The sequence below is a fragment of the Streptomyces sp. NPDC013157 genome, from assembly GCF_042899865.1.
Classification (GTDB): domain Bacteria; phylum Actinomycetota; class Actinomycetes; order Streptomycetales; family Streptomycetaceae; genus Streptomyces.
In genome coordinates, this window is sequence record NZ_JBIBAK010000002.1 from 471,964 (window position 1) to 496,542 (window position 24,579).

Annotated in this window: 24 protein-coding genes, 2 pseudogenes and 1 riboswitch; of the genes and pseudogenes, 9 read left to right on the top strand and 17 right to left on the bottom strand. The window is 72.1% G+C overall.

Going from position 1 to position 24,579, the window contains the following annotated elements; all coding sequences use genetic code 11:
- The first annotated feature begins 46 nt into the window (after positions 1–46).
- Together ACFY6U_RS07480 and ACFY6U_RS07485 are read left to right on the top strand one after the other, a co-directional pair.
- Positions 47–220, top strand: a complete 174-nt coding sequence (locus ACFY6U_RS07480) for a hypothetical protein (RefSeq protein ID WP_390035613.1) — start codon at positions 47–49, stop codon at positions 218–220.
- Between the two features lie 128 nt (positions 221–348).
- Complete coding sequence (locus ACFY6U_RS07485; RefSeq protein ID WP_390035615.1) at positions 349–1,020, top strand: class I SAM-dependent methyltransferase; 672 nt, start codon at positions 349–351, stop codon at positions 1,018–1,020.
- Positions 1,021–1,050: 30 nt separating this feature from the next.
- On the opposite strand, the gene ACFY6U_RS07490 is transcribed toward ACFY6U_RS07485, so the two are convergent.
- Both ACFY6U_RS07490 and ACFY6U_RS07495 read right to left on the bottom strand, forming a co-directional pair.
- On the bottom strand, positions 1,051–1,563 hold the full coding sequence (locus ACFY6U_RS07490) for an AAA family ATPase (RefSeq protein ID WP_390035617.1): 513 nt from the start codon (positions 1,561–1,563) through the stop codon (positions 1,051–1,053).
- A 71-nt stretch (positions 1,564–1,634) separates the two neighbouring features.
- On the bottom strand, positions 1,635–2,072 hold the full coding sequence (locus ACFY6U_RS07495; protein ID WP_390035619.1) for a glutaredoxin domain-containing protein: 438 nt from the start codon (positions 2,070–2,072) through the stop codon (positions 1,635–1,637).
- A 505-nt stretch (positions 2,073–2,577) separates the two neighbouring features.
- Between ACFY6U_RS07495 and ACFY6U_RS07500 the strand changes: the two genes are divergently transcribed.
- Together ACFY6U_RS07500 and ACFY6U_RS07505 are read left to right on the top strand one after the other, a co-directional pair.
- Positions 2,578–3,678, top strand: coding sequence for an LLM class flavin-dependent oxidoreductase (locus ACFY6U_RS07500; RefSeq protein ID WP_390035621.1), 1,101 nt, complete (start codon positions 2,578–2,580; stop codon positions 3,676–3,678).
- Positions 3,675–5,075, top strand: a complete 1,401-nt coding sequence (locus tag ACFY6U_RS07505) for an NtaA/DmoA family FMN-dependent monooxygenase (protein ID WP_390035623.1) — start codon at positions 3,675–3,677, stop codon at positions 5,073–5,075. The genes ACFY6U_RS07500 and ACFY6U_RS07505 overlap by 4 nt, the downstream gene beginning before the upstream one ends.
- An 86-nt stretch (positions 5,076–5,161) precedes the next feature.
- Here the strand turns inward: ACFY6U_RS07505 and ACFY6U_RS07510 are convergent, their stop codons facing one another.
- The 6 genes from ACFY6U_RS07510 to ACFY6U_RS07535 all read right to left on the bottom strand — a co-directional run bounded on the left by ACFY6U_RS07510 (position 5,162) and on the right by ACFY6U_RS07535 (position 10,502).
- Positions 5,162–5,815, bottom strand: a complete 654-nt coding sequence (locus tag ACFY6U_RS07510; protein WP_390035625.1) for a zinc-binding dehydrogenase — start codon at positions 5,813–5,815, stop codon at positions 5,162–5,164.
- A gap of 112 nt (positions 5,816–5,927) precedes the next feature.
- Positions 5,928–6,161 carry an alcohol dehydrogenase catalytic domain-containing protein gene (locus ACFY6U_RS07515; protein WP_390035627.1) on the bottom strand — a complete coding sequence of 78 codons (234 nt, stop codon included), beginning with the start codon at positions 6,159–6,161 and terminating at the stop codon, positions 5,928–5,930.
- Between the two features lie 143 nt (positions 6,162–6,304).
- Entirely contained in the window at positions 6,305–7,585 is a 1,281-nt protein-coding gene (gene egtA, locus ACFY6U_RS07520; RefSeq protein ID WP_390035629.1) for an ergothioneine biosynthesis glutamate--cysteine ligase EgtA, read from the bottom strand.
- Positions 7,586–7,789: 204 nt separating this feature from the next.
- Entirely contained in the window at positions 7,790–8,446 is a 657-nt protein-coding gene (locus ACFY6U_RS07525) for a GntR family transcriptional regulator (RefSeq protein WP_390035630.1), read from the bottom strand.
- A gap of 77 nt (positions 8,447–8,523) precedes the next feature.
- A complete protein-coding gene (locus tag ACFY6U_RS07530) occupies positions 8,524–9,411 on the bottom strand; it encodes a sulfurtransferase (RefSeq protein WP_390035632.1) in 888 nt (295 codons plus the stop codon).
- On the bottom strand, positions 9,408–10,502 hold the full coding sequence (locus tag ACFY6U_RS07535) for an LLM class flavin-dependent oxidoreductase (protein WP_390035633.1): 1,095 nt from the start codon (positions 10,500–10,502) through the stop codon (positions 9,408–9,410). Before ACFY6U_RS07535 ends, ACFY6U_RS07530 begins: the two co-directional genes overlap by 4 nt.
- Before the next feature lie 367 nt (positions 10,503–10,869).
- Here ACFY6U_RS07535 and ACFY6U_RS07540 point away from each other — a divergent pair, with 367 nt between their 5' ends.
- The gene (locus ACFY6U_RS07540) at positions 10,870–11,358 is read left to right on the top strand and encodes a beta-class carbonic anhydrase (protein ID WP_390035635.1); all 489 of its coding nucleotides are present in this window, start codon (positions 10,870–10,872) and stop codon (positions 11,356–11,358) included.
- A 50-nt stretch (positions 11,359–11,408) separates the two neighbouring features.
- On the opposite strand, the gene ACFY6U_RS07545 is transcribed toward ACFY6U_RS07540, so the two are convergent.
- Positions 11,409–12,683 carry a sulfite oxidase gene (locus ACFY6U_RS07545; RefSeq protein ID WP_390035637.1) on the bottom strand — a complete coding sequence of 425 codons (1,275 nt, stop codon included), beginning with the start codon at positions 12,681–12,683 and terminating at the stop codon, positions 11,409–11,411.
- Positions 12,684–13,164: 481 nt separating this feature from the next.
- Between ACFY6U_RS07545 and ACFY6U_RS07550 the strand changes: the two genes are divergently transcribed.
- Positions 13,165–14,199 (top strand): MDR family NADP-dependent oxidoreductase, encoded by a 1,035-nt coding sequence (locus ACFY6U_RS07550; RefSeq protein WP_390035639.1) that lies wholly within the window; start codon positions 13,165–13,167, stop codon positions 14,197–14,199.
- 49 nt (positions 14,200–14,248) lie between these two features.
- Positions 14,249–14,620 (top strand): MerR family transcriptional regulator, encoded by a 372-nt coding sequence (locus ACFY6U_RS07555; protein ID WP_390035641.1) that lies wholly within the window; start codon positions 14,249–14,251, stop codon positions 14,618–14,620.
- Positions 14,621–14,856: 236 nt separating this feature from the next.
- Here the strand turns inward: ACFY6U_RS07555 and ACFY6U_RS07560 are convergent, their stop codons facing one another.
- The 8 genes and pseudogenes from ACFY6U_RS07560 to ACFY6U_RS07595 form a co-directional block, all read right to left on the bottom strand.
- The gene (locus ACFY6U_RS07560) at positions 14,857–15,675 is read right to left on the bottom strand and encodes an ABC transporter permease (protein WP_390035642.1); all 819 of its coding nucleotides are present in this window, start codon (positions 15,673–15,675) and stop codon (positions 14,857–14,859) included.
- Positions 15,672–16,454 carry an ABC transporter ATP-binding protein gene (locus tag ACFY6U_RS07565; RefSeq protein ID WP_390035644.1) on the bottom strand — a complete coding sequence of 261 codons (783 nt, stop codon included), beginning with the start codon at positions 16,452–16,454 and terminating at the stop codon, positions 15,672–15,674. The genes ACFY6U_RS07560 and ACFY6U_RS07565 overlap by 4 nt, the downstream gene beginning before the upstream one ends.
- Positions 16,447–17,052: pseudogene (locus tag ACFY6U_RS07570) on the bottom strand (LLM class flavin-dependent oxidoreductase); the annotation flags it as partial. The pseudogene ACFY6U_RS07570 and the gene ACFY6U_RS07565, both read right to left, overlap by 8 nt.
- Positions 17,053–17,201: 149 nt before the next feature.
- Positions 17,202–18,092: an ABC transporter permease gene (locus ACFY6U_RS07575; RefSeq protein ID WP_390035646.1), complete on the bottom strand. Its 891-nt coding sequence runs from the start codon at positions 18,090–18,092 to the stop codon at positions 17,202–17,204.
- Positions 18,089–18,985, bottom strand: a complete 897-nt coding sequence (locus ACFY6U_RS07580; RefSeq protein ID WP_390035648.1) for a TauD/TfdA dioxygenase family protein — start codon at positions 18,983–18,985, stop codon at positions 18,089–18,091. The genes ACFY6U_RS07575 and ACFY6U_RS07580 overlap by 4 nt, the downstream gene beginning before the upstream one ends.
- A 631-nt stretch (positions 18,986–19,616) precedes the next feature.
- On the bottom strand, positions 19,617–20,432 hold the full coding sequence (locus ACFY6U_RS07585; RefSeq protein ID WP_390035650.1) for a DUF427 domain-containing protein: 816 nt from the start codon (positions 20,430–20,432) through the stop codon (positions 19,617–19,619).
- Positions 20,433–20,656: 224 nt separating this feature from the next.
- Positions 20,657–21,124: pseudogene (locus ACFY6U_RS07590) on the bottom strand (2OG-Fe(II) oxygenase family protein); the annotation flags it as partial.
- Between the two features lie 61 nt (positions 21,125–21,185).
- Positions 21,186–21,776: a hypothetical protein gene (locus tag ACFY6U_RS07595; protein WP_390035652.1), complete on the bottom strand. Its 591-nt coding sequence runs from the start codon at positions 21,774–21,776 to the stop codon at positions 21,186–21,188.
- 697 nt (positions 21,777–22,473) lie between these two features.
- Positions 22,474–22,587: riboswitch (SAM riboswitch) on the top strand.
- A gap of 34 nt (positions 22,588–22,621) precedes the next feature.
- On the opposite strand from ACFY6U_RS07595, the gene ACFY6U_RS07600 reads away from it, so the two are divergent.
- Together ACFY6U_RS07600 and ACFY6U_RS07605 are read left to right on the top strand one after the other, a co-directional pair.
- Positions 22,622–22,738 carry a putative leader peptide gene (locus ACFY6U_RS07600; RefSeq protein ID WP_390035654.1) on the top strand — a complete coding sequence of 39 codons (117 nt, stop codon included), beginning with the start codon at positions 22,622–22,624 and terminating at the stop codon, positions 22,736–22,738.
- 220 nt (positions 22,739–22,958) lie between these two features.
- Positions 22,959–24,578 (top strand): ABC transporter substrate-binding protein, encoded by a 1,620-nt coding sequence (locus ACFY6U_RS07605; protein WP_390035656.1) that lies wholly within the window; start codon positions 22,959–22,961, stop codon positions 24,576–24,578.
- Position 24,579: the final 1 nt, after the last annotated feature.

Consider the following 24,579-nt stretch of genomic DNA (forward strand, 5'->3'; position numbering starts at 1 on the left):
ACGGACCACGAGGCCGCGATCAGCGGGTCCGCGCGGGCCGCGGTCCGTGGCCGGAGCCTCGGACTCGTCCGGCGGCTACTTCCGCATGGCCAGCACGTCCAGGACGCTGATCGCCACCGTGGTCCTCCAACCGGAGGCCGAGGGCAGGCTGTCGCTGGGCGACACGGGAGACCAATGGCTGCCGGGAGTGGTGCAGGGCAAGGTGCGGCCAGTGCCCTGATCGACCACGCACTGTGCGCCGGGAGCCCCAGCACCCGGTGAGCGGACGCGTCGTCGTGGTGAGTACCCGCGGCCGAAAAGGCGTTGGAGGGGTTCGCGGGGTTCGCGGGGTTCTCGTAGGGTCCGCGCATGGACTGGCACAAGTGGCAGGACCGGTACGACACCGCTGACTCGGCCCTCGCTCGCCGTCTGGTCACCGTGCAGGAGCGCATTCGTCTGGCGCTGGAGGACTGTCCGCCCGGTCCCCTGCAGGTGGTCAGTCTCTGCGCGGGTCAGGGGCGCGACTTGCTGGGAGTGCTTCCCGGTCACCCTCGTGCGCATGACGTGCGTGCGCGTCTGGTGGAGCTCGATCCGCGGAACGTGGATGTGGCGGCCGAGGCGGCCAGGTCTGCTGGGCTGCACGGTATCGAGGCCATGACCGCGGACGCCGCGCTGCTCGATCACTACGCCGGCATGGTGCCGGCCGACGTGGTGCTGATCTGCGGGGTCTTCGGCAACATCGTGGACCGGGACATCGAGCGCACGATCAACGCGTGCACGCAGTTGTGCAAGGCCGGGGGCCGGGTCATCTGGACAAGGAACCGCAAGGCGCCCGATCGTGTGCCGTTGATCTGCGACTGGTTCGAGGAGCGCGGCTTCGAACGCGAGTGGGTCACCGCCCCGGACGAGCTCCAGGCCGTGGGAGTGCACCGTTCCACTGCTCGGCCCCGGTCTCTCCAGAGGGGCACACGGCTCTTCACCTTCGTGGGGTACGACAAGCTGCGGTCGTCAGTGCCTGGTTCCGATCAGGCCCTGACATAGTACGGTTTCGTCGGTCCGCGCGGGCTCTGCTCAGCGTCCGCCGGGGTGCTCAAGACGATTGAGGAGCAAGGCGAGTGACTCTTGCGGGTCCTGGCCGGCGGTGTCGATGACGATGTGATCCCGGTTCCACGGCTCGTAGTCGCGGTGGAGAACCTGCTGCCAGTCGGGCAGTGGCAGGTCAGGTATGTCGATCGATCGAGTGGTCACGCGGTCCCGGTGTTCGGCCGGGTCCGAGCAGATGACCTCGACCTCGACGACGTCAGCGGCCGCCCGGATCCCCACGCTCTGCCAGCTGTCGCGGGTGACGGCCAGGGGATTCACCGATTCCGCGATCACGGTGAGTCCTTGCCGCAGATGTTCCTCGGCCAGGGCGTATCCGATGACGTAGCCGACCGGTCCGACCGGGTGCTGTGCCAGGCCGGAGCGGACTATGGCCTGTTCGATGGTGTCGACGCGTAGGTGAACCGCGTCGATGCGTGCGGCCAGCAGTCGCGCCAGGGTGGTCTTGCCCGTGCCGGGCAGTCCGCCGATCACGATGAGCATGTGCTCATCCTGCCGGAGCCGTTCAGTTGCGTGCGAACCGGTGGCCGCGAACCGTGCTGCGCGGTTTCTGATCACGGGGACGCAGAGAGCTGTCCACGCACCCATTCGGGATCGGGGTTGGTGTGAGGCCGGCCCACCACGACGACGGTCGGCACGGTCTCGTTGCCGTCGTTGGCCGCCCGCACGGCCGCCGCTCCTGCCGGGTCTCGCCAGATGTTGACCCAGTGCGCCTGGCGGGCGCTGCGGCCCAGCCGGATGCGCAGTCGCATGCAGTACGTGCAGCCCGGCCGCCAGAAGACGACCGGCCGGCCGTCGACCGCACTGCGTCGCCGCGCCTCCAGTGCGCCGATCGACCTCGGGAAGACCAGGGGCGAGTTCACGCCGGCGAGGGCCAGGAACATCAGCAGGAGTGCTGCGGCTGTGCCGGGGCTCCCCTTGGAGATCAGCCCGGTCGCGAGGGCTGCGCCGCAGAGCACGAACAGTATCGGCAGGATCCAGGCACGCATCATGGTGGCGCAGGTTATCGATGAGTCGGAATGCTCCTCGAACCAGGCCGCTCAGCCGGGTGTTCGCCGGACGCCGAGGCGGCCTTTGTCCGATCGCGCGCTCCGGCCGTCGCCGTCCCGCGAACCGCTGTGGCGCCGGTAAGACGACCAGACGGGTCACGAGCCGAGGGAACGGTGACAGCGGTGCGGGCCTCATCGCTTGTTCTTGACACCGGTGGGGGCGGGCGACGTACGGTGAACCGATCGGTTTCTGATGGGTGGAGGCCCTTGATGCACGTAGCCGGCGCGGCACCGCGAGGTGAGCGCTGTGGCGTGCGACTGATCGTGCGTCGGCATGTCGACTACTGCCGGACCTGCTCCGCCGTCTGTCCTTCCGCGCGCCGCTGATCTCTGCCGACCCGTCGCGTCGGTCCCCTCACGCCGTGGCCTCGCCCGGCTCTTCCACCGTGGCCCGGTGGCCCCGTGCCCCGTGGCTCCGAGTCCCCGTGTTTCCCGGAAGGACCATCCATTGTCCGGCCCCGCCCTGCACCTCGCCGTCGAGCTCGACGGTGACGGCTCCCACCCCGCGGCCTGGCGCCGCGCAGCCCACGCACCCGACCAGTTGCTCACCCCGCGCCGTGCGGCCGGGCTCGCCGCCGTGGCCGAGAACGCCGGGTTCACCCTGATCACCCTGGACGACGGAGTGCTGCCGCCCGGTACCGGGCCCGATCCCGTCGGCCGTATCGGCGCGGTGGAGCGGGCGGCCTTCGTCGCGGCGTCCACGAGCACGATCGGGATCGCGCCCGTCGTCCCGGTCACGTACGCCGAACCCTTCCATGTCTCCAGCCAGTTGGCGTCCCTGGACCACGTCTCCGCCGGCCGCGCCGGATGGGTGGTGACGGAGGAGGACCACCCCGAGGCGGCCCGGGTCTGGGGGCGCCCCCTGGTCGCCGACGCGGCCGCGCGGGCCCGGGAGTCCCGGGACGGGATCGAGGTCGCCCGGGCCCTGTGGGACTCGTGGGAGGACGACGCGGTCATCCGGTCCGTGGCCACGAGCCGCTACCTCGACCGCGACCGGCTGCACTACATCGACTTCACCGGGGAGACCTACGCCGTCAAGGGCCCGGCGATCGTGCCGCGCCCGCCGCAGGGGCAGCTCGTCGTCCTGGGCCGCCCGGACCGGGTGCCCGCCGCACAGCTCGACGTCGCCCTGGTCGAGGGCCACGACCCGGCGTCGGTCGCCACGGCCGCGGCCGGCGCCGGGACGCCCCGCGTCTTCGCCGAGGTCGAGGTCGCGTTGGACACACCGGACGCGACCGGCGCCGAGCGCGTCGCCGACCTGGAACGGTACGCGCCCTGGACCGACCGCGGACGGCTGCGGCACATCGGCTCCGCAGAGCAACTGGTGGCAGTCCTCGTCGAGTTGCGCCGTCACGTGGACGGGGTGCGGCTGCATCCCCTCGTTCTGGACGAGGATCTGCCCGTCCTCTCCCGCCTCGTCCTGCCGACCCTGTCCGCACGGCGGCTCACCGCCCGCCCGCTCCCCGGCACGTCGCTGCGCTCGGCCCTCGGTCTGGAGCGCCCCGCCAACCGTTTCGCGGCCGCTGCCGTCCAGGAGGAGACCCGATGACCCGCACCGACCCCCTCGACGTCCCCCGGCCGCACGCCCAGCTGCACTTCGGGGTGTTCTTCCAGGGCGTCAACCACTGGACGATCTGGTCCGCCCCCGACAGCGGCTCGCAGATCGACCCCGCCTCCTTCCGGCACGTCGCCCAGACCGCCGAACGGGGCCTGTTCGACGCGTTCTTCCTCGGCGAGGGACTGCGGCTGCGCGAGGTCGACGGCAGGATCCACGACCTCGACGTGGCCGGACGGCCGGACGCCATCACCCAGCTCGCGGCGCTGGCCGCGGTCACCCGCCGCATCGGCCTGGTCTCCACCTCCAACTCCACCTTCAACGAGCCCACGGACCTCGCACGCCGCCTCTCCGGCCTCGACCTCCTCTCCGAAGGCCGCGCCGGCTGGAACGTGGTCACCACCGACAACGCCTGGACCGGCGCCAACTTCCGCCGCGGCGGCTACCTCGACCACGCCGACCGCTACCGGCGCGCCGAGGAGTTCCTCACCGTGGCCCGCGCCCTGTGGGACGGCTGGGACGACACAGCGGTCGCCACGTCCGTGGCCGCGCCCACCTGGTCGACGCCCGGTGCCGTGAGCCAAGTCCGCCACCGGGGACCGCAGTTCGACGTCGACCTCGCCCCCACCCTGCCGCGCAGCGCCCAGGGCCACCCGGTGATCTTCCAGGCCGGCGACTCCGGCGAGGGGCGCGACTTCGCCGCCCGCAACGCCGACGTCGTCTTCTCCGCGCACGGCAACGACTTCGCCGACGCACTGGCCTTCGCCGAGGACATCCGCAACCGCCTGCGCGCCGTCGGCCGACCCGACGACGACCTGCGGATCCTGCCCGGTACCGAGATCATCATCGGCGCCACCGAAGAGGAGGCCGAGGAGAAGAAGCGCTGGATCCGGCTCCAGCAGGTCACCCCCGCCACGGCCCTGGGGATCGCCGGGCTGTTGTGGGGCATCGACCTGTCCGACCGCGACGCCGACGGGCCACTGCCGAAGGAGGACCCGGTCGTCGCCGAGAACGACGGCTCCTTCGGCGCCCGGCGGATCGCCGACCCGCGCGCGGTGGTGGCCGAGTGGCGGGCGAAGGCGGAGGCGCACGGCTGGTCGCTGCGCGAGACCGTCATCGCGCTCGGCCCGCAGCGCGGGCACGTCGGCACTCCGTCCGGCCTGGCCGACAAGTTCGCCCACTTCGTGCGGCACGGCGCGGTCGACGGCTTCAACGTCACGCCGTACCTCATCCCCGACGGCCTCGACGACATCGTCGACCTGCTCGTCCCGGAACTCCAGGAACGCGGCATCTACCGCACCGAGTACACCGGCACCACGCTCCGCGAACACCTCGGCCTGCGCGCCCCCCTCACCCACCGCTCCGCACCCGAGCGGCAGCAGGCGGGCTGAGCACTTCGGCGACTGGACCGCGCCGCCGACGGACCGGCACCGGGTGCCGGTCCGTCGGCGCGGCGGGGCGGAACGCTCCGCCCTGATCAGCCGGCCTCGGGCCCCGCGAACGCGAGCACGGTCTTCCCGTGGGTCCGCCCGGCCTCGTGGCGACGGTGGACCTCGACAACCTCCGCCGCCGGAACGACGGCCGGGGGGACGGAGGCCAGCTCTCCGGAGGCGAGCGCGGACAGGGCCGTGGACAGGTACCGGCCGATGGCGGCGGGGGAACGACGGGCGACGTCACCGATGTTGTACCCGGCGACCGTCCCGTTGTTCTTCCACAGGTCCCAGACGTCCGCCGTCCAGTCGGCGTCACGTCCGAGATCCCCGTAGACGACCACCCGGCCGAAGGGCGCCGGCACCCCCAGGCTCGCGCGCCGCACCGGCCCGCCGACGGGGTCCAGCACCAGGTCCACCCCACGCCCCGCGGTGGCCTCCCGGACCGCGTGCTCGAAGTCCTCCCTGTGGAACAGCGCGTCGTAGCCCAGCTCGTCGGCCACCTGTGTCTTCGCCGCCGATCCGACCGTACCGAGAACCCTGGCGGCGCCAAGCCCTCGTGCGATCCGTGCCGCGGCCGAGCCGACTCCGCCGGCCGCCGCGTGGATCAGGACCGTCTCGCCCTCGCGCAGCCGTCCCGCGTCCGTCAGCACCCCGTAGGCCGTCGGATGGACGCAGGGCACCCCGGCCGCGAGCGCCATCGGGAGCCGGCCCCCACCGGCTGGACGAAGTCCGTGTCGGCCACGGCGAACTCCGCGTATCCGCCGAAGGCCGGAAGGTAGGCGGCGACCTGCTCGCCGACAGCCCGTTCCGTCACCCCGCTGCGAGCGTCGCCACCGAGCCGGAGACCTCGAGCCCGGGCACGTCGTAGCCGCCGGGGCCGTCGGGCTCGCCGAACTCGCCTCGGCGGTGCTGCACCTCGGCGAAGTTCACCCCGGCGTACGCGACCTCGATCAGCACCTGGCCCGGGCCCGGCCGCGGAGTCGGCACCCGGATCTCTTCCAGGACTTCCGGTCCGCCGTTCGACTTGAATCCGTAGGCACGCACGCAGCGTCCTCCCCTGTTCGATCGATGCACTGTCCGGAGGACGTCTCACGGCATCGCCTTGGAGCACAACGCGGCCCGAACTCTCCGGCTCCACAGGCGACTTGACGTCCCCGAACTCTCGTGGAGCAACAGAGCGGCGCAGCTCACCATTCCGCTCGGAGCCGCGCGGACGCCTCGCGGTCGAGTACGTCGTCGGCCGGGCAGCGGCCGCGGCGGACGTAGCGGTCGGCGTAGGCCGCGACCGTGTCCATGACCCTGGTGCTCGCACCCAGCCGGGGCAGGGCCTCCAGCGCCGCGGCGAAGCAGGTCACGGCGGCGCGCCGCAGTCCGGGGTCGGCCAGTCCGTGGCGTGCCGCCGCGGTCCACAGCGGATTGTGCGGCGCCGGCGCACCGGCGGCCCGCTCGGCCAGGGGCGCCACGGCCCGGTGCGCGACAGCGGCGGCCTCCGGGTCGTCGAACAGGGCCGTGACCACCGCGAGCGGGACGATCCACCCGTCGTCGCCGGGCTGTGCGTCGATCATGCGCAGTTCGAGGTGCCCGCGCGGCCTGACCGGCGGAAACAGAGTGCTGATGTGATAGTCGAGGTCCGCGTGGGTCGGCGGGCGCATGGTGCGCGAGCGGGTCCACTCGCGGAAGCTCACTCCGTCCGGAACCTCCCAGGGGCCGTCCCGGCGCACACACATCACCGGCGCGTCGAGGACCCGCCGGACCCAGGCGTGGCGTGGGTCGTGGGCCGGGGAGGGCCCGCCGGCGCGTCCCGGATCGAGCTCCGTCCACTTCAGCTGCCGGGTGGACAGCCAGCCCGTGGCGCGTCCTTCGGCCATCGGCGAGTTCGCGAACACCGCGACCAGGACCGCACCCAGGTGGTGCGCCAGCCACCAGCGGCGCGCGAACCCCATGACCCCGGGCTCCTCCCGTCCGGCGTCGAGGCACACCTGGACGGAGGCCGACGTGCACATCAGGGTGCGCCCCGCCGGGCCCGTACGGTCGAGGCAGGCCTCCATCGCGTCGTAGCGCCGCTCCCGCAGGAACCTGCGCGGGGCCTGCCAGGGGTCGACGCCCATCCCGGCCAGGGCCAGGCCGTGCCGGCGCAGTGCGGCGCGTACGGCATCCAGATCGGCGGAGACCTCCGAGACACACGCGGCCAGCGACGGGGCCGGCCGGGAGCTCAGTTCCACCTGACCGCCGGGCTCGATACTCAGCCCGGACGTCAGCGGCAGGGTTCGCAGGTCGGCGTGGGCCGCTGCCAGCTCCTCCCGGCCGACGGACTCGTGCGGCGCACGCTCCCGGTGGACGAGCCATTCCACCTCGACGCCCACGCTGCGCGGCGGGCCCGTCTTGAAACAGACCCCCTCGACCAGCGCCTCCGCCTGTTGTTCGGTGACGGCAGGGCCGTCAACGCCGCACTCCGGTGAAACCGACATCCGGGAGCCTCCTGAGCCGCCTCAGGGCCGTCGGGGATCCGACGTCCGGTACGCGTACCGCCGTGCCTGCTGCCAGAGTCCGCCGTCCCGCCCTGTCATGACAAGAGCGCACTTTCCAGACGACTGGGCATGCGGCACCCCGCAACGGGCGGTCCCGGCGGTCCCTGGCGGTCCCCGGCGGTCCCCGGTGGTCCGGGGCCACCGTCAGCCGGCGGGCAGGCCCCCGCCGGTGTCCCGGCGCACCTTCTGCCGGATGCGCGTGTCCCGGTCGTGCTCGTGGTGCTCCAGCATGCGCAGCCGGGCCGTCTCGCCGTCCCCCTCCCGGATCGCCTCCGTGATCGCCCGGTGCTCGGCGAGCGTCGCGTCGAAGGTGTCCTCGACCGTGCGGGTCTGCCACGGCGCGCTGGTCTTCACCTGCGCGTCGACAGTGTGCAGCAGCGACGAGACGGTGGCGTTGTGGGCGGCGGCGCGTACCGTGTCGTGCCACTCGTTGAGGCTGCGGCGGATCTGCCCCGGGTCGTCCAGGGTCCCGGCGTGCTCCAGCAGGGCGTCGAGCCGGGCCAGGTCCACCGGGCTGCGCCGGACCGCCGCCGAGGAGGCGAGCAGGGCGTCCAGCACGGCGCGCAGCTCGAAGAGTTCGAGCATCTCCTCGTCGGACCGTTGCCGTACGGCGAAACCGCGCCGGGTGCTCACCAGGAGTCCGTCGCGCTCCAGCAGCGCCAGGGCCTCGCGGACCGGCGTGCGCGACACCGCGAACTCCTCGCTCAGTGCCAGCGGGACCAGGGAGGCGTCCTGCGGGTACCGGCCGGCGGTGAGCCGGTGCCGTAGCTCGTCGTAGATCGTGTCCCTTGTGCTCTTCATCCGTGTCCTCGTCGCGGGGCGGCCCGCGAAACGGTTCGCGGGCTGACCCGGATCATGCCCGATGCCCGGGGCTGTGGTCAGTCCCGGCCCTCGGCGGCGTCGTCCGCCTCCGGGCCGACGACCAGCGGCAGCGCCGGGTCGGCCCGCCACTCCGAGAGCGAGCCGTCGTACAGCAGCACGTCGTCGATGCCGATCTCGTGCAGGGCCAGGGCGAGCCCGGCCGCGTTGATCGCCCCACCGCAGTAGAGCACGGTGCCGTCGCCGGCCCGGATCCCGTGGGCACCGGCGAGGCGTGCGGTCCGCTCGTGGGCGAGGGTGTTGTCGGGGCCGAGCAGGTCGGCGTACGGCAGGCTGGTCGTGCGCGGTATGTGGCCGGAACGCGGCCGCCCGGGCGTGCCGAGGTACTCGGTACGGCGCAGGGCGCAGACCGCCGGGGTGGGGTCGCTTCCGTCGGCGATCCGCTTCATGCGCTCCAGCCCCACGAAGCCGTCACCGGCCGGGCGCGCGACGACGTCTCCGCGGGCGGGGGCGGGTTCGCGGCCGTCGGTGACCGGTAGTCCGGCCGCCTCCCAGGCGGTGAGGCCGCCGTTGAGGACGCGGACGCGGGTGATCCCGGCGGTGCGCAGCACCCACCACACACGGGCCGCCCAGGCACCGGTGAGCCGGTCGTAGACGACCACGGTGGAGTCCTCACGGATGCCGAGGTCGCGGGCGTGGGAGGCGATCCGGGACGGGGACGGGCAGGTGAAGTTGAAGGGGGCCTCAGGGTCGGAGAAGCCCGCGATCAGGTCGGCGAAGTGGGCGCCGGGGATGCGGCGTTCGGTGTGGAGGCCGAGCCCGCTGACGAAGATCTTGCCGCCGTCGGGGCCGGTGTGCCGGTCCACGGTGGCGTCGAGGAGGACCACCTCGCCGAGCCGGTCGCGCAGCCAGGCGGCGTCAACGAGGGCGCTCGTGCCGGATGTCATGGCCGCTCCCCCGCCGGCGGCGTCGCTGTCGACGCGGCGCGGTTGCGCCACTCGCCGCGTTCCGGCCGGGCGAGGCCCAGGTTCTCGCGCAGGGTGGCGCCCGCGTAGTCGGTGCGCACGAGGCCGCGCCGACGCAGTTCGGGTACCACGTGGGCGGCGAACTCCTCGAAGGCGGTGGGCACATGGGTGGCCTGGATCATGAAGCCGTCCGCCGCGCCGCTGTCCAGCCACAGCTCCATCGTGTCGGCGATGTCCGACGCGGAGCCGATCATGTTGCCCTCGGTACGGGCCCCGTACCAGCGGCCGATCTCGCGCACGCTCAGCTTCTCCCGCTCGGCGAACTCGACGACCTCGCGGTAGTGGCCCTCGACGCCGACCTCGTCGAGGGCGGGCAGGGGGCCGTCGAGGTCGTAGCGGGTGAGATCGACGTCGACGTGGTACGCGAGCCGGGACAACCCCGCCTCGGGGTGGACGAGTTCGGTGAACGCCTCGTGCTTGGCGAGGGCGTCGCGCAGATCGGTGCCCACCACGGTGGTCGCGGCCGGCAGGATCTTGAGCTGGTCGGGGTCGCGGCCCCGGGCGGCGGCGCGGGCCTTGACGTCGGCGTAGAAGGCGACGGCCGACTCCAGTGACTCGTGGCTGCAGAAGACGACGTCGGCCCAGCGGGCGGCGAAGTCGCGGCCGGCGAGCGCGACGAGTTCGCTGGCGTTGCCGCGGATCACCGTGGGCCGGTGGTCGAGCAGGGCCTTCACGAAGGCGTCGTACTCGGTGGCGCCCGCGCCGGCCGCGACCGGGTCCAGCACCCAGGGCGTGCCGGCCGCGTGTGCGGTGCGGGCCGCGTCGACCAGGGGCTCGGCCGGGTTGCCGATCAGCGCCGCGGTGTTGATCCACACCCCGCCGGCACCGGCCGGGAAGACGGTCGGGAAGTCGGCCGCGGCACCGATGGCGGGTCCGGCGCCGACGGCCAGGAGCACGTTCGCGCTCAGGTTGGCGGCGACGTAGTTGGTCAGGCCGTAGACGAAGGGCGACGCCGACCGGATGGCGGCGATGCCGTCGGTGATCTCGGGGCTCTCCCAGGTGAGTTCTTCCATGGCGGGGTGTCTCCGTGGCTCTCGGACGCGGTCGGCGGTCAAGTGCATGCAACTGTATGCAGCACAGGGGGCGATTCCGCCGCCCGCACAGCTTCATTTCACGGAGCCGCAATACTCGCGGCCGTCAGGAGGTGACCGAACATCCATTCTCTTGCCGACGGGTGCGTCCGCCGGTTCACTGGAGAAATGGCGACCTTCGCCGCCACGCTGACGGGCTTCTGGCCCTCGCGTCGCGTCCATCTCTTCGACGGGTTCTGTAGCCGGGCCGCGTGACAGTGCTCCGCGGCCCGGGAGGTCCGGGGCCGCACCGTGCCATCGCCCACCCCGTGTCGCCCGTCACCCGTCGCACCAGAGAGCCGAGGCCCCCATGTCCGTGACCGATGAACTGCTGGCCAACAACGCCCGCTACGCGGAGTCCTTCTCCGGCCCGCTTCCCCTGCCGCCCTCCCGGCAGCTCGCCGTCGTGGCCTGCATGGACGCCCGGCTGAACGTCTACGCGCTCCTCGGCCTGAACGACGGCGAGGCCCACGTCATCCGCAACGCGGGCGGTGTGGTCACCCAGGACGAGATCCGCTCGCTCGCCATCAGCCAGCGGCTGCTCGGCACCGAGGAGATCATCCTCATCCACCACACCGACTGCGGCATGCTGACCTTCACCGACGACGGGTTCAAGGACACGATCCAGAAGGACACCGGAATCCGTCCGCCCTGGGCGGCGGAGGCCTTCGCCGACCTGGACACGGACGTGCGGCAGTCCGTCGCGCGCATCAAGGCGGACCCCTTCGTCGTGCACAAGGACCGCGTCCGCGGTTTCGTCTTCGACGTGGCCACGGGCAGGCTCTCCGAAGTCCGCTGAGCGTCGCGGTCCGAGGACGTCCCCGGATCAGAAGGTGGGTCGGCGAACCGTCACACCACGCTCACCGGATGCCGTACCACCGCGTCGAACAGGTAGCCCTGTGTGTTGGGCACGGCGACGTCCGGCTGAGTGCGGCCGGCGGTGTCGGTGGCCCGGGCCAGCAGGTGGGTGGCGCCGGGTTCCTCCGGCTGCCAGTCGAGGGTCCAGCGGGTCCAGGTACCGGCGCGGGGCCGGTCGCGCAGGTGGGCACGCCGCCAGCTCGTCCCGCCGTCGGTGCTGATGTCGACCCGGTCGACGGCGCCCGCACCCGACCACGACCGTCCGTGCAGTACGTGCCGGTGCCCCGCCGTGAACGTGGCACCGTCGGCGAGCTCGAAGGCGCTCTTCGTCGCCTGCCGGGTGAGCGGTGCGCTGCCGCCCTCCGGGTAGGCGGGGCCGAACAGGCGGTAGAAGGTGGTGTTCCAGGGCGAGTAGAGCGGCTCGGCGGACACCTCGATGTCACCGACCCACTTGATCGACGCGATCCCCACCCAGGAGGGCACCAGCACCCGCACGGGATACCCGTGGTCGTACGGGAGCCGCTCACCGTTCATCTCGTACGCGAGCAGTACGTCGTCCAGTGCCTTGGCCAACGGCAGCGGACGGCGTACCCGGCCGAGGCTCTCGCCGCCGCTGACGTACTCGGCGTCCAGGCCGCGCGGCTGCACGTCCACGGCGTCATGGGAGAGCCCGGCCCTGCGCAGCACGTCGGCGAGGCGCACCCCGCGCCAGCGTGCGACCCCGATCGCGCCGAGGGTCCACGCGGTGCCGGTGACGGTCTCGCCCTGCTGTGTCGTGTAGTGGGAGCGGCCGTTGCCGGCGCACTCGACGAAGGCGGTCCGGGTGACGGCCGGCAGGGCGCGCAGGTCGTCGTACCCGAACTCCACCGGCCGGTCCTCGCCCGGGCCGCCGCGCAGTCCGCTCCCCCACAGTCTCAGCCGCCAGTCGTCGGCCTCCAGGACGGGGGTGGCGGTGTGGTTGCGCACGAAGAACAGCTCGTTGGGGGTGTGGTGGCCGGTCCCGCGCAGTGCCTCCCAGCGGGTCTCGGCGTTGGTGCCGCGCTCGATGAACCACTCGGGCGGCAGCGGCTTGACGATTCCGGCGACGGCGGCGCGGGCGGAGCGGGGGCTCCCGAGTGCGGTCCCGGCGACGGTGGCGGCGAGCAGGGTGAGCAGCCGGCGGCGGGTGACCCCGTCGGCCCTGGCCTCACCGGCGAGCCACTGGCGCAGCCTCCGGCGATCGTAGTCGGTTTCGTGGCGGTGACCGGAGGGGTTGGCAGCAGACATGGCGGGTCCTCGTCATGAGGGGGCGAAGGAGCACGGCAGGGGGCGGCGCGGGCCGGGGGCCCGGGCATCCGGCGGAAGCCGACACAACTGGGCGTGCCCGACTGGCGGTTGAACGAGCTGTCAGCGAGCCGTCAGCGAGGGGAGGGGGCGGTCAGCCGCTCGTCCGACACAGCGCGGCGGCGACCCGGACGAGGTCCACGGCGCGGCGGCGAGTCAGAGGCTCCGGCGACGGCATGGCGGGATGCAAGCACGTGGGGCGCAGGGTGTCAACGGAGCGTCCGAGTCGGCACGACCGAGGGCCTGACTCACCAAACGTGCCTCTGTCGTAGCGGAGTTGTTCCGTGGCGCCGTAGAGAGGCATCAGGACCGACTTGCCCTTGACGTACGCGTCAGGGGTTAGGTTCTGCGCTCCGGCAGCCCGACCGGACCGGCTGCCGCAGTCCTCGCACCCCCACCCCCGAACCCGTTCAGGAGCCCCGACATGGCCGCCGACCTGCCCTCCACATCCCGCGAGATCCTGCTGTCCGACACACCCGGCGGGCTGCCCGGGCCCGCACACCTCACGATCACGCCGAGGTCGGTCCCCCACCCCGGGCCGGGGCAAGTCCTCGTCAGGAACCAGTACTTCCTCGTCTTCCCCGGGCTGCGCACACTGATCGGGGACGAGGCCGACGGCATGCCGCTCCCCCGCATCCACCCCGGCGACACGCTGTACGGTCCCGCGGTGGGTGAGGTCGTCGCGGCCGGGCCCGGCGGTCCGTTGCGTCCGGGGGACACGGTCACGCATCTGCTCGGGTGGCGCGAGTACGCGCTCGTCGCGACGACGGACTGCACTCCGCTCGGTGACCTCCTGCCCGACCCGGTGGCCCACCTCTCGTCCGGGTCGGCCGCCTACGGGGCGTTGACCCGGCTCGCCGAAGTCCGCCCCGTCGACACGGTGTTCGTCACGGGAGCGGCCGGAGCCGTGGGAACGCTGGCGGGCCAGATCGCCCGGCTGCTGGGCGCCGGGAGGATCATCGGGAGCACCCGGTCGCCGGCCAAGGCCGAGCGGCTGCGGACCGAACTGGGCTACGACGCGGTCGTGGTGCCCGGGACCCGGCCCCTCGACGAGCAACTGGCCTCGGCGGCACCCGACGGCATCGACGTGCTCCTGGACAACGTCGGCGGTGAGCAGCTCACCGCGGCCGTGCGCATCGCGCGCCGGGGCGCCCGCTTCGCCCTGGTGGGCGCGCTGTCGGGACAGCTGTCGCCGAGCCGCGGCGGGGGCAGTTCACCCACGGAGATCGACACCTTCCGCCTCGTCGGCCAGGGCATCTCGCTGCACGGCTACAGCGGACAGGACCATCCCGACGTCGGGGCGGAGTGGACCAAGCGCTTCGGGAACTGGCTGCGCTCCGGCGAGATCACCTTCCCTCAGGCACGGATCCCGGGCATGGACAGGGCCCCATGGGCGTTGCAGGAACTGTTCGAGGGGCGGCACTTCGGAACCGTCGTCGTGGAGTTGCCGCCGCGGTGACACGTCGGCGCGCGGTCGCGGCGACGGAGGCTGAGGCTCGGGGGTGGACATGCGGATCGGGGACGCGGCGGCAGCGGCGGGGACCACCCCGCGGGCACTGCGGTTCTACGAGGAACGGGGACTGCTGCCGCCACCGCGGCGCACGGCCGCCGGGCAGCGTGAGTACGGACCGGACGAGGTGGCCAGGGTCCGGGTCATCCGTGAGCTGCTGGCGCTCGGTCTCACCGTCGAGGACCTGCGCGGTCTCGCCGACCGGCTCGCCCTGCTCGGCGAGCTCCCTCCGGGGCGATGCAGGCACCCCGACAGCGACCGACCCGGCTCCGGGGTGATCGCCCGCAGGCTCGCGGCCCTCGACGCCGAGATCGACCGGCTGACCCGGCTGCGCCAAGGACTGGCCCTGCGCACCTTCGGTCAGGCGTGACGACACGTCGCCGGTGGCGGGACCGACGCCGGTTCTCAGTCGGGGTTCAGGGGCCCTACGGCCGTACGCGCACCGAGTGCTCTGCCCTTGCCCCAGCCGAGTTCGCGGCGATACCCACCGAGCAGTCCGGACTCCTCCAGCTCCCGCACATCACGGAAACGCGAAGCGGGAGCGGCCGCGCAGCCGGTAGTGCGGGGCCGGGTCCTCCTTCCTTCCCTGCGCGAGGACGGCGGGGTTCAGGGCTTGAGGCGGCCCGTGGCGAACATGGCGGCGGACCATGCCGAGAGTGCGGCGGCGAGGGCCCAGACCACGAGCAGCGCCCAGCCCGCGCCGACGTCGCCCCGGCCGAGGAAGCCGATCCGCTCGACCTGGACCAGCCAGAAGACCGGGTCGAGGTGGCTCAGGACGTCCCAGACGGGCGGGAGCCGGCGGACCGAGTAGAAGACGCCGCCGAGGAAGCCCAGCGGCAGCAGGATGATCGACTCCATGGAGTAGACGTGGTCGAGTGACTTGGCGAGGCTGCCCGCGATCACGCCCACCTGCGCGGCCACCAGGAGGACGCCGAGGGTGCCGGGCAGCAGCACGAGGGGCCGGGCCACGCTGCCGCTTCCGGTCAGGGGCAGAGCCACCGCCAGGACTCCGCCGCCCACGACCGCGCCTCGGGCGATGCCGCCGCTCACCAGTGCCGCGTTGATCTCCCACCAGCGCAGCGGGCTGGCGAACACGTCGTGGATGTACCGGTCGCGCCGGGCCTCGAAGAGGCTCGTCGTCCCGTTGAAGTAGCCGACGTTGACGATCGCCTGCGCGAGGAGGCCGGGCACGATGAAACGGCCGTAGGAGACACCGTCGATCGTGTCGACGTGCCCGCCGACGGCGGAGCCGAAGACGACGACGAACAGCACGGTCGACAGCACCGGGCCGACGACGCTGTAGCGCCAGATGGTCAGGAAGCGGAGGACCTCCCGCTCCAACAGCCAGATGAACGGGGAGCGTTCGGGCTCGAAGGGCTCGTCGTACGACGGGAGCGCAGCCGCGTCCGCCGGGGTGCTCGTCACGCCGCCCCCTCTCCCGTGATCACCCGGTCGTAGACCTCCGAGATGTCCCGCGCCGCGTACCGGCTGCGCAGGGAGGCCGCGGAGCCGCGGTCGACGATCCGGCCGGCCCGCAGCAGCGCGATCTCGTCGCACAACGTCTCGGCCTCCTCCAGGATGGGGGTCCCCCCGCTCGGGCGAAGCCGAGAGTGGGGGAGGGTGGTGAGCAGGACGGTGGTGCCGGCCGCGTTGAGCCCCTCGACCAGCCGCCAGATCTCCGATCGCAGCTCCACGTCGACACCGGCCGTCGGCTCGTCGAGGATGAGCAGGCGGGGGCGGTGCATGAGAGCCCGGGCGATGACCAGCCGGCGCTGCATGCCCCCGGACAGTTCGTAGGCGCGGGCGTCGGCCTTGCCGTCGAGGCGGAACACCCCGAGCAGTTCGTCCGCACGCCGGACCGCCGTTCTCCGCCCGATACCGTGGTAACCGGCGTGGTAGATCAGCATCTGACGGATCGACAGGAACCGGTCGACGTTGATCTCCTGCTCGGCGAGGCCCAGCAGCCGCCGGGCCTCGCGCGTCCGGTGGTCGTGGCCGAAGACGGTGAGCGTGCCGGTACTGGGACGGACGATGTTGCACACCGAGCCGATCAGCGTGGTCTTGCCGGCGCCGTTCGGGCCGAGCAGACCGAAGAAGGCCCCGTCGGGGATCTCCAGGTCCAGCCCGGCCACCGCGGTGAAACCGTCCTCGTACGTCTTGCTGAGCCCCTGGACGCGCAGGGCCGGCGGTCCGGTGTCAGCCACCGGACCCACGCGTCCGCGCCCGATGGAACTGGTTGGGCGGCACCGGCAGCCCGTAGTGCTCGCGCAGTGTCGTGCCCTCGTACTCCTCCCGGAACAGGCCCTTGGCGCGCAGGATCGGCAGCACGTGTTCGACGAAGGCCGCCAGGCCGGACGGCAGGGCCGGTGCCATGATGTTGAAGCCGTCGGCGGCACCGCCCTCGAACCAGGCGATGATCGTGTCCGCCACCTGCTCGGGCGTGCCGACGAACTCGAAGTGGCCGCGGCCGCCCCCGAGCCGCGAGATGATCTGGCGGACCGTCAGCTTCTCGCGTACGGCGAGCTCGATGATGAGGTCGGAGCGGCTCTGCGAGCCCTCCAGTTTCGGCCGGGCGAGGACGAAGTCCGGCAGCGGGGCGTCGAGTTCGAACACCGACGGCTCGGTCTCGAAGATCGAAGCCAGCTGGCGCAGCCCGTACTCCGGTACCCGCAGGTCGTCGAACTCCTTCGCCAGCGCCCGCGCTTCCTCCTCGGTCGACCCGATGTAGGGGACGATCCCCGGCAGCACGATCACGCCGTCCGGGTCACGTCCGGCGGCGCGGGTCCTGGCCTTGATGTCGGCGCAGCCGGAGGGGCCCAGCAGGACCACCAGTTCCTCGTCGGCGATGGTGAGGTCCAGCCGGTCCAGGACGACCCGGTCGCCGAACCGCCGGACGACCTTCTCCACGACGGCGCCGGTCTGCTGCCGGAGCTGTGTCTCGACGGTGGTGCTCATGACGCCTCATAACTGGGACGCCACCGCAGCAGCACCCGCTCGAGAACCCGGACGAACTGGTCGGCGAGCAGACCGAGGAGCGAGTAGATCACCAGCCCCACGAAGACCTGGTCGGTCTGCAGGTACGTCTGCCCTTGCGTGATGAGGAAGCCGAGGCCCTTGTCGGCGTTGACCGTCTCGGCCGCGACGAGGCCCAGGACGCTGTAGGCGAGCGAGAACCGCAGGCCCACCAGGAATCCCGGCAGCGCCCCCGGCACCAGCACCCGCGTCACCAGCCGCCAGGTGCCCGCCCCCGTCGTCCGGGCCATCTCGATGAGGCGCTGGTCGACACCGCGGATCGCGGCGAAGAGGTTTACGTACATGGGGACGCCGGCTCCGAAGGAGATCAGCAGCACCTTGGTGAGCTCGTCGATGCCGAACCACACGATCATCAGCGGCAGCACCGCCAGCAGCGGGATCGTGTTCAGGATCTGCACGACCCCGTTGAACAGGTACTCGCCGCTGCGCAGCAGCCCGCCCAGTACCCCGCTGACGATGCCCACCGTCAGTCCGACGGCCAGGCCGATGCCGGCGCGTTGCAGCGAGACGGCCAGGTCGGGTCCGAGGACGCCCTGTTGCCACAGGTCGACGGCGGACTTGACGATGGAGGTCGGCGCCGGAGCGTAGGTCTTCTGCAGCACTCCGGCCCTGGCGAGGATCTCCCAGGCGACGAGGACCACGACCGGCGTGGTGTAGATGCCCAGCGGCCAGCGCAGCCGGCCGCGGAGCGTGCGCAGCGGGGTCCGGCGGCGGGCGTCGCTCGGCAGGAACACCTCGCGGCCGGACGCACTCGGCGACCCGGCCGCCGCCGGGACGACCGCCGGCGCCTTGAGACCGACCTCGGTCATGCCGCCACCTCCAGCACCTTGCTGTAGTGCGAGGCGTCGCCGACGAGTTGCTCGCTGCGCCGGCCGTCGACGCCGACCGGCACGTCGCCGGCGACCGTCACACGGTTGAGGCGGCGCGGGTGGTCGTCGTAGTTGTCGACCCCGTAGTGCTGGGTGATCCTGTTGTCGAAGATCAGCAGCTGGCCGGGGGCCCAGGACCAGCGCAGGATGTTCTCGGGGCGGGTCACGTACGACTGGAAGACGCGCAGCAGATCGGCCGAGTCGCTGTTCGGCAGGCCGGCGATGCGCTTGGCGAACCCGCCGATGAACAGCCCGCGTTCGCCCGTCAGCGGATGTACCCGTACGAGGGGATGCTCCGTCTCGTACGGCGTCGAGACGAAGGCCCGGTCGTACTCCTGCCGTTCGGGCGTAGCGGGGGCGGGGCGCGCGTAGTCGTACTGGTTGGTGTGCACGACCCGCAGCGTGTCGGCGAGGGCCCGCAGCGGTTCGGGCAGGTCGCGGTAGGCCGCGGCGGCGTTCGCGATGAGCGTCTCGCCGCCGTAGGGCGTGGTCACGACGGACCGGAGCGTCGTGAGCTGCGGCGGGTTGAGCACGAAGCTGACGTCCGTGTGCCATTCGTTCGCCTTCGACGTCTCGCTTTCGACGGCGAGCACGTTCGTGGTCCCGTCGGCGGCCGGCACGTTCGGGTGGGCGGTCGTCAGGTCGCCGAACCAGCCGGCCACCCGCTCCTGGCCGGCGTTGTCGAGGGTCGCGTCGGCGAAGACGATCGCCTTGTGCTCGTCGAGTGCACGGCGGAGCGCCGTGACGGTCGAGGGATCGGTGGGCGCGGCGAGGTCGACGCCGTCGACGAGCGCGCCGATACGGGCCGTCAGCTTGCGGATGGTCGGAGGCATGAGGGGGTCCCTCTCCAGGAAGGGGGCGCAGGGCCGGATGCTGGGAGTCGGAGTGAAGGGGTGACGAGCGACGGTGGACGGCGCCGAGGCGGGTGCTCGGTCCGGTCGCGGCGAGAGAGCCCTGCGACCTCGCGTGGGATGCCGGAGGGAGGCCGGGCTCGGGCTCTGCGCACTGCCCCCGAGGGAGCCGGGGAGCCGGAAGGGAGAAGCGGGCGCGCGGCGGTCGCCGCGCGCCCGTGAGCAGGGCACCGCCGAGGCGGACGCCGCGCACCGCCCCTTCCGGACGTACGCCAGGGGCGCACACCGGCCGATGCCGGCGCTCAGCGGATCAGCGACTCGCCTTCCGGATCAACGCCAACAGAACGCGCTGGAGACGTGCGCCAGGTCGATGTGGCGCCTCCGGGTCAAATCCACGCGCGGGGTCATGGAAGGTGAGTTGTGCAGAGGTCCGCGCCGTCGGTCAATATGTTCCGGACAGCCCTCACATTGCGGAAACATCGGCCGCTCCGGAGAGGTCGTCGCGCAACGGCCGACGGGGCCTGGCTGTCGGGCGACACGCCAGGCCCCGTCGCGGTGTGCCCGACCGCGGACCGGCGCGGTCCGTCGGGCCGGACGCGGCGGTCGTTGCTCGTCAGGTGTGCTGCTGCTCCGAGAGCGCCTTGGTGAAGTGGGTGACGGGGCGCGCCACCCGCTCCCCGTCGAGGGTGATGTCGACGGCCTCGTTGTAGAAGGCGAGGAGCCCCTGGACGGCGCCCACCGCGGGCAGCGGGTCCGGGTAGCTCCAGACGACGTTGGGCGGGACGGCGGCCTCTGCGCGCCACGACCAGTACTCGGCGGTGCCCTTGTACGGGCAGCCCGTGTGGTGGTCGGTGGCTTCGAGCAGGTCGAGGCGGACGTCCTCGCGCGGGATGTAGTAGCGGGTGGGCAGGCCGGTCTCGAAGAGCAGGACCGGCCGACGGGTGTCGGCGACGACCGTGCCGTCGATCTCGACCACGAGGTGACGGCTGCTGGGGATGGCGTCCACCCGCTTGTGCGGGTCACGGGGGTGGACGAAGATCTCTTCCTCCTCCTCGTACCAGTGGTCCAGGCCCCGCCCGACGCGCCGGAACCACTCGAAGGCGATGTGGCCGGCCAGGTCGGCGGCCGGGAAGGTCCAGGCCGCGTTCTCCAGCAGCTCGCCGTCGACCTCGACGTCGTAGAAGATCCTCGAGCCGGTGTGCGTACCCGTCGGCGGGTTCTTGGCGGGCCGGAGGAGCTCCTCGCGTACCTCCGCGCGCGGGAACGCATACAGCGGTACGGGAACACCCGGCTCCCAGACGAGGACGGGGTGGCGGCTGTCGACCACCGTGACGTCACCCTTGCGGCCGCGCACCCAGCGCTCGCTCGGCTCCCACAGGAGCCCCTCGGGGGTGGTCCGCACGGCCTGTGCGGTCGGGAACGTGGTCATGGGCGGCTCTCCTTCGGCTGGTTCACGCGGTGACTTCGGCGACGTAGGGGCGGCTCTCCCGCCAGGCCGCGAGCTGCTCGGGGCGGCCGACGATCCGCAGGTACTCCTCGACGTTGCCACGGGGCACGCTCCCACACCGACACGGGTTCGAAGTCGGAGCCGTCCGGGTCTGCGAAGGCCGACAGGGGTGCCACGACCGTGTCCAGGCTCGAGTGGACGAACACCGCGGAGGAATAGCGCGTCGCCGTGCCGCCGGCCACCACGCGGTGCCGTCCGGGGCGCAGCCTGCCCACCGTCCAGTTGGTCAGCAGGGTGCCGGTGAACACCTGGAGGGCGTCGGGCCGGATCGGTACGGAGGTCCAGGAGGAGCTTCTCGTCGTCGGACGCGTCGTCGTACGGCCACTTGGGGTAGTTGTTGACGACGTGGTCGTGTGGACGTCGTCGCCGAGCGGGAAGGTCTCCGCGGGTACGTCCAGCACGCGCCGGGTCGCGGCGCGCAGGCCGGGTTCCCGCGGCGGCCACACGTTGACGTGGGCGTAGCGGGTGGCGTGTTCCGGGAAGAGACCGTTGCGTCGCCCTGGGTGGTCACCCTGTGCAAGGGTGTCACCTTCTCCGACGGTACGAAGCCGGCTTCCGGCTGCGCGCGGCACCGGCACCGGCCGAGAGCGGCTGACGGCGCGGGGCACGGCCACTGCGGCTGGACAGCGGCGGCCGGGGGTGGCGCCTCGGCCCCGGCCCGTCTCCTCCGTTCGCTCAGTCGGCCTGGGCCCCGGTGAGCGGAGGCAGGTCCAGGTGTTCGCGCAGGGTCGTGCCCCGGTACTCGGTGCGGTAGACCCCGCGGGCCTGCAGCTCCGGAACGAGCTTGTCGACGACGTCGGTGACCGATGACGGGAGCAGGTGCGGCAGGAGGTTGAAACCGTCGACGGCACGGGTGGTGACGTAGCGGGTCCACTCGTCGGCGACGGCCGACGGCGTGCCGACGAACGCGGGGTGTCCCGGTGCCACCTCCAGCACCAACTGCCTGATCGACACCGTCGTGGCGGCGAAACGGTTGGCGGGGCGGGGCAGGCCGAGCGTGGTGCGCAGGGTGTCGCCGGGGCGGGACGGTCGGTGGAGTCCCGCGGTGACCAGGGCGGGCAGCACCCGGTCGGTCAGCACCGGCAGGTCGTCGGCGAGGACGGCCGGGTGCAGCCGTACGCCGTCGACGAACCGCACGAGTTCGGCCAGGAGCTCGGTCAGCGCCTCCGGGGAGCCGACGTGGCGCAGCCGGCCGGTCCGAGGCCAGGCGGCCAGGCTGTCCAGTCCGGCCAGCCGGTCGGCGGCCGGGACTGCCGTGTCGAGCACCACCTCCGCCTCCGCGAAGACCAGGGGTGCACCGGCCTCCCGGGCGGTGGCGGCGCGGGCGGCGATGTCGGCGGGCGTGGGCGGGCCACCAGGACCACGTCGGCGCGCTCGTCGATGTCCAGCGCGTCCGGAGCGAGGACGACGAGCTGTCCCTGCGGTGGGCGGGGGGTGATCAGGGGGCCCTTCACCGAGAAGCCGGCGCCCTCGAAATCGATGTGGTGCACGCGGACCGGGTCCGGGAAGCGGCCGGTGGCGACGTCCTTGACGACCGCGTCGTCCTCCCAGGAGTCCCACAGCGCGCGGGCGGTGTCGACGACGTCCGTGATCTCCCGGTGGCAGTGCTGTTGACGACCATGCGGCTCTTTCCGAGCGGGCGGGGGCTGGACGCGGGCGCGTCGGGGGATGCCTGCGACGCCGGTCCGGAGCCAGGTGAGGGCGCGGCGCGGCGGAGGCGGATGCGACGGGGAGCGAGTGGTCAGCGACAGGTCTGGTCGAACTGGTCGGCGCGGAGGCCCGACCAGAACGGGTCGAGCAGCAGCGTGCGTGCCTGACCTGCGGTCTCCATGGCCGGATCAAAGCACACGGAACAAGGTGCGTCCACCATCCGTCCCGGCACGTGAGACGACCCCGTTCTCCCGAACAGGGCGTCACATTGCGGCATTGACGTACGACAAAATCGATCCGTAGCATCACCAACGGCATTGAGTGTCAGCGTCAAGCCCTGGCTCGCTGACCGGCAACCCTCCCGCGCGGTGGGGTGCTCCAGGTGAAAGCCCGGCGGGGTCACCGATGACTCCCGCAAGCGCGTGGCCCCGTGACCGGGGCCGGAGACGGGGAGGTTCGGCATGCGGCACAGCGACGACTCTGCTGCCTCCCTCACCGACGCCACGGCGTACTCCCGGCTCTCGCGCCGGCGCCACATCGATCTGAAGCGCTCGACCAGCTGCCTCTGTCGGGCCTGACCGGCCCGGCCGCCGCCGGCTGACGTCCGTCACCGGCCCCGGCCCCTGCGCGCCGCCCTTCCCGCTCGCCACCGGTTCCCGGTGTCGTCCGCATGCCAACTCCCTGTCTGCACAGCGCATCCCCGGCCGGAGTCGATCCGCCCGGGCCGCACACACCGTCATGCCTGCGCACATCCGTGCGCGGTCGTGCCCCGGTGACACGAGTAGGAGAAAGCCCTCCGTGACTGCACTTCCGGATTTCAGACCTTCCCGATGGGCGCCCCTGGCCGCGCTCCTGACCACCAGCGTCCTGCTGACCGCGTGCGGTTCGGGCGACGACGGCTCCGGCGGCGGAAGCGGCCAGGCGAAGTCCGGCGGCACCCTGACCTTCGCGGTGGGATCCGACGCCGGCTGCGTGGACCCGCAGCAGGTCGGCAGCAACGACACCATCTACTCGGTGCGCCAGATCGTGGACTCCCTCACCGACCAGGACCCGAAGACCGGCAAGATCGTGCCATGGCTCGCCAAGAGCTGGGACATCAGCGCCGACGCGACGACGTTCACGTTCCACCTGCGGTCGGGCGTCACCTTCAGCGACGGCTCGAAGCTGACCGCGCAGGTGGTCAAGGACAACTTCGACGCGGTGCCGAACCTCGGCGCCCTGGGCACCCTCGCCGAGGGCTATCTCAGCGGCGTCAAGAGCACCACGGTGGTCGCCCCGCTCACCGTCAAGGTGTCCTTCAAGCAGCCCAACGCCCAGTTCCTCCAGGCGACTTCGACCCACTCGCTGGGGATCGAGTCCTCGGCGAGCGTCAAGAAGAGCCCGCAGCAGAAGTGCAGCGACGGGGTGGTCGGGTCCGGGCCGTTCGTGCTCAAGCAGTACGTGCAGAACCAGTCGATCACCCTGGACAGGCGCACCGGGTACGACTGGGGTTCCTCGCTGTGGTCGAAGAAGGGCGAGGCCTACCTGGACAAGCTGGTGTTCAAGGTCGTGCCCGAGGCAGGGGTGCGGGCCGGCAGTCTCCAGTCCGGGCAGGTGGACGCGATCAGCAGCGTCGGCAAGGCCAACGAGGCGGCCCTCAAGGGCGGCCAGGTCACCCTCCAGAGCCGGGCCAACCCCGGTGTGGTGTTCGGTCTCGGGCTGAACAACTCCCGGCCCCTGCTGAAGGACGCGAAGGTCCGTCAGGCGATCTCGGCCGCCATCGACCGGAATCAGATCGCCGACACGGTCTTCCCGACCGGCACCCGGCCGGCGACCAGCATCCTGGCGCACACCACGCCCGACTACACCGATCTCTCCTCGGACCTCGCACTCGACACGGCCAAGGCGAAGTCGCTGCTGGATGCCGCCGGTTGGAAGGCGGCCGGCGACGGCATCCGCGCCAAGGACGGCAAGAAGCTGACCCTGACCATCAGCTGGTTCCCCAACGCGGCCACCAACCAGCCCGCGCTGGAACTCGTCCAGCAGCAGCTCAAGGCCGTCGGGATCGACGTGGTGCTCAAGCAGCTCCCGGTCACCCAGTTCGCCACCACGCTCCAGTCGGGTGACTTCGACGTGGTGTGGGGGAACGTGACCCGCGCCGACCCGGACATCCTGCGCAGCTCCTTCTCCTCCCAGCTGGGCAACTTCTACCACCTGCCCGCCAGTTCGCTGGACACGGCACTGTCCGCGCAGGCCGCGACCACGGACCCCGCGAAGCGCGAGCAGCTGGTGGCGGAGGCGCAGCAGCTGATCGTGCAGAACGCGTACAACGTGCCGGTGGTGGAGCTCCAGACCCAGCTCGGCGTCTCGAAGAAGGTGCACGATCTCGAATTCGACTCCGGCAGCCGCGTCCAGCTGCACGACACCTGGATCGGGTAGC

Bases quoted from the DNA above. Each gene is read 5' to 3' on its own strand.
- ACFY6U_RS07485 (WP_390035615.1), top strand. From the start codon at position 349: ATGGACTGGCACAAGTGGCAGGACCGGTACGACACCGCTGACTCGGCC.
- ACFY6U_RS07490 (WP_390035617.1), bottom strand. From the start codon at position 1,563: ATGCTCATCGTGATCGGCGGACTGCCCGGCACGGGCAAGACCACCCTG.
- ACFY6U_RS07495 (WP_390035619.1), bottom strand. From the start codon at position 2,072: ATGATGCGTGCCTGGATCCTGCCGATACTGTTCGTGCTCTGCGGCGCA.
- ACFY6U_RS07505 (WP_390035623.1), top strand. From the start codon at position 3,675: ATGACCCGCACCGACCCCCTCGACGTCCCCCGGCCGCACGCCCAGCTG.
- ACFY6U_RS07510 (WP_390035625.1), bottom strand. From the start codon at position 5,815: ATGGCGCTCGCGGCCGGGGTGCCCTGCGTCCATCCGACGGCCTACGGG.
- egtA (WP_390035629.1), bottom strand. From the start codon at position 7,585: ATGTCGGTTTCACCGGAGTGCGGCGTTGACGGCCCTGCCGTCACCGAA.
- ACFY6U_RS07525 (WP_390035630.1), bottom strand. From the start codon at position 8,446: ATGAAGAGCACAAGGGACACGATCTACGACGAGCTACGGCACCGGCTC.
- ACFY6U_RS07530 (WP_390035632.1), bottom strand. From the start codon at position 9,411: ATGACATCCGGCACGAGCGCCCTCGTTGACGCCGCCTGGCTGCGCGAC.
- ACFY6U_RS07535 (WP_390035633.1), bottom strand. From the start codon at position 10,502: ATGGAAGAACTCACCTGGGAGAGCCCCGAGATCACCGACGGCATCGCC.
- ACFY6U_RS07540 (WP_390035635.1), top strand. From the start codon at position 10,870: ATGTCCGTGACCGATGAACTGCTGGCCAACAACGCCCGCTACGCGGAG.
- ACFY6U_RS07545 (WP_390035637.1), bottom strand. From the start codon at position 12,683: ATGTCTGCTGCCAACCCCTCCGGTCACCGCCACGAAACCGACTACGAT.
- ACFY6U_RS07550 (WP_390035639.1), top strand. From the start codon at position 13,165: ATGGCCGCCGACCTGCCCTCCACATCCCGCGAGATCCTGCTGTCCGAC.
- ACFY6U_RS07555 (WP_390035641.1), top strand. From the start codon at position 14,249: ATGCGGATCGGGGACGCGGCGGCAGCGGCGGGGACCACCCCGCGGGCA.
- ACFY6U_RS07575 (WP_390035646.1), bottom strand. From the start codon at position 18,092: ATGACCGAGGTCGGTCTCAAGGCGCCGGCGGTCGTCCCGGCGGCGGCC.
- ACFY6U_RS07580 (WP_390035648.1), bottom strand. From the start codon at position 18,985: ATGCCTCCGACCATCCGCAAGCTGACGGCCCGTATCGGCGCGCTCGTC.
- ACFY6U_RS07585 (WP_390035650.1), bottom strand. From the start codon at position 20,432: ATGACCACGTTCCCGACCGCACAGGCCGTGCGGACCACCCCCGAGGGG.
- ACFY6U_RS07600 (WP_390035654.1), top strand. From the start codon at position 22,622: ATGCGGCACAGCGACGACTCTGCTGCCTCCCTCACCGACGCCACGGCG.